Below are 2477 nucleotides of genomic sequence, written 5' to 3' on the forward strand. Positions count from 1 at the left end.
ATGCCGACGATCTTGATGCCGGCGATCCTGATGTCATGACAAAGGAAGACCTGCCCCCGATGCGCAGCCCCGATGCCCGCCGTCCGGCACCCCGCGGCAGCCGCAGCCGGAGCCGCCGTCATGGCGGCTGAAGGCGGGGCCGGCCGCGCCCCCTCGCCCTTCCTGTGCGGCGCGCGCGGCACGGCCCGCGGCCTCGACCGGCTGGCGGCGCGCCTTGCCGCGCTCACCGGTCTGCGCCGCCTCGGCGCTGCCTTTGCCGGCGGCGCGCTGTGCGCGCTCGCCATGCCGCCGTTCGGCTTTTTCCCGGCCCTGCTGGTGTCGCTGCCGGTGCTGGTTTTTCTCATCGACGGCGCCAGCCGGCTGCCCTCGCGCGGCGCGCGGCTGAAAAGCGCGGCAGCGGCGGGCTGGGCGTGGGGCTTCGGTGCCTTTCTGGCCGGCCTGTGGTGGATCGGGGCGGCCTTTCTGGTCGATGCGGAAGCCTATGGCTGGGTGATGCCGGCCGCCGTTGCCGGCCTGCCGGCGGGTCTCGGCCTATTCCCGGCCCTCGCCTCGGCCGCCGCAGTGCTGATGTGGCGGCGCGGGACGGTCCGCATCGCCGTTCTGGCGGCCTGTCTGGCAGGCTCGGAATGGCTGCGCGGCCATGTCGCCACCGGCTTTCCGTGGAACGATCTCGGCTATGCCCTGACCTCCGGCCCGCTCCTGATGCAGAGTGCCAGCGCGATCGGGGTCAGCGGCCTCGGCCTCGTTGCCGCTCTGGCCGGTGCGGCGCCGGCGGCGGCGTTCGGCCCCCTCGGCCGCCGGCCGGGCGGGCTCGGTTTCGTGGCCGCCATGGCGCTCGTGCTGGCCGGCCTCGCCGTGTTCGGGGCCGTGCGGCTGATGGGCGCCACGCCGCAGGACGTGCCGGGCGTGCGGCTGCGGCTGGTGCAGCCGGCCATCGACCAGAGCCAGAAGTGGCGGCCCGAGCAGCGCTGGCAGATCTTCGACACCCTGCTGCGCCTGACCCGCGGCAGCGACGGCGACAGCGTGCCGTTCGACGGCACCACCGTCGTTGTGTGGCCGGAGACGGCAACCCCGTTCCTGTTTGCCGGTTCCGACATCGCCCTGCGGGAGGCCGCAGCGGCGCTGCCGAAGGGCGGCGTGCTGGTGGCCGGCACCGTGGTGGCCGACGAGGCGGCCGGCACCGACCCCGACGCCCCGCCGGTGCGCTACTACAACAGCGCCCTCGTGCTCGACAGCAGCGGCACCGTGATCGGCCGCGACGACAAGATTCATCTGGTGCCGTTCGGCGAATACCTGCCGCTGGAGCCGCTGCTCGGACGGCTTGGCCTCAGTGCGCTGGCCGAAATGATGCCGGGTGGCTTTACGGCGGGCACGCAGCGGCGCAAACTTACGGTGGCAGATGTGCCACCTTTCAGCGTATTGATCTGCTACGAGGCAATTTTTGCCGATGAGGTGATCGGACCGGCCGGACGGCCGGCATGGCTTTTGAATCTGACCAACGATGCCTGGTTCGGCGATACGCCGGGTCCGGTGCAACACTTTCATCAGGCCCGCGCAAGGGCCGTAGAGCAAGGTCTGCCCATGGTCCGGGCTGCCAATACCGGCATCTCGGCTATCGTGGACAGTTACGGACGTGTCCGGGCCTCACTGGGGCTGATGCAGCAGGGAACGGTGGATGGACCGCTGCCTGTGGCGCTGGCCCCGACGATCTACGCCCGTTTTGGCGAACTGCCGTTCGCTCTCGGGCTGATCGGATGTCTGGTGTGGCGCGCGTCCAGCCGTCGCGGTGATCAACTTTATGTTACCGATTGACACCACTCAAAAACATCGATCAATTACGCCGTCAATCACGGCGTGCCGGTCGGTCAGAGCCGTGGCTGTCATGCCGGCGAGGGGGGTGGGTCCTCAAGACCCCGTGAGCGCCGGTCCTTCATGTAGCGACGCGCAGTTATGCGCGGCGTTTCGACGTGTTCTAAGGACCCAGAACAGATGCCCAGCAAGAAATCCCCGAATCCGATTGATACCCACGTCGGTAGCCGCGTGCGCATGCGCCGCATGATGCTCGGCATGAGCCAGGAAAAACTTGGCGAGCATCTCGGGATCACGTTCCAGCAGATCCAGAAATACGAGAAGGGCACCAACCGCATCGGGGCGAGCCGGCTGCAGCACATCGCCACGGTTTTGCAGGTTCCGGTGGCATTCTTCTTCGAGGATGCTCCCTCGACCCCGCAGGAAGCGGCGAACCCGGGCTTTGCCGAGGATCGTCCGGCGGCCTATGTGACGAGCTTCCTCACCTCCAGCGAAGGTCTGGCGCTCAACCGCGCGTTCGTCCGCATCCGCTCCGGTCAGGTGCGCCGCAAGGTGGTGGATCTGGTGGAGTCGCTGGCCGACGCCGACGAGGCGTGAGACATAGCCGGTTCCCCATATAAAGATACCTTTATGTGCGCTTGAACCGTCACGGGCTTTGCTGCTATGAA

Annotated in this window: 2 protein-coding genes; both read left to right on the plus strand. The window is 68.3% G+C overall.

Going from position 1 to position 2477, the window contains the following annotated elements; all coding sequences use genetic code 11:
* Window positions 1-120: 120 nt before the first annotated feature.
* Window positions 121-1812: an apolipoprotein N-acyltransferase gene (gene lnt, locus V7067_RS13895; protein ID WP_334176499.1), complete on the plus strand. Its 1692-nt coding sequence runs from the start codon at window positions 121-123 to the stop codon at window positions 1810-1812.
* 177 nt (window positions 1813-1989) lie between these two features.
* Complete coding sequence (locus V7067_RS13900) at window positions 1990-2406, plus strand: helix-turn-helix transcriptional regulator (RefSeq protein WP_334176500.1); 417 nt, start codon at window positions 1990-1992, stop codon at window positions 2404-2406.
* Window positions 2407-2477 lie beyond the last annotated feature (71 nt).

The sequence above is a fragment of the Pseudoxanthobacter sp. genome, assembly GCF_036822375.1.
GTDB lineage: Bacteria > Pseudomonadota > Alphaproteobacteria > Rhizobiales > Segnochrobactraceae > Pseudoxanthobacter.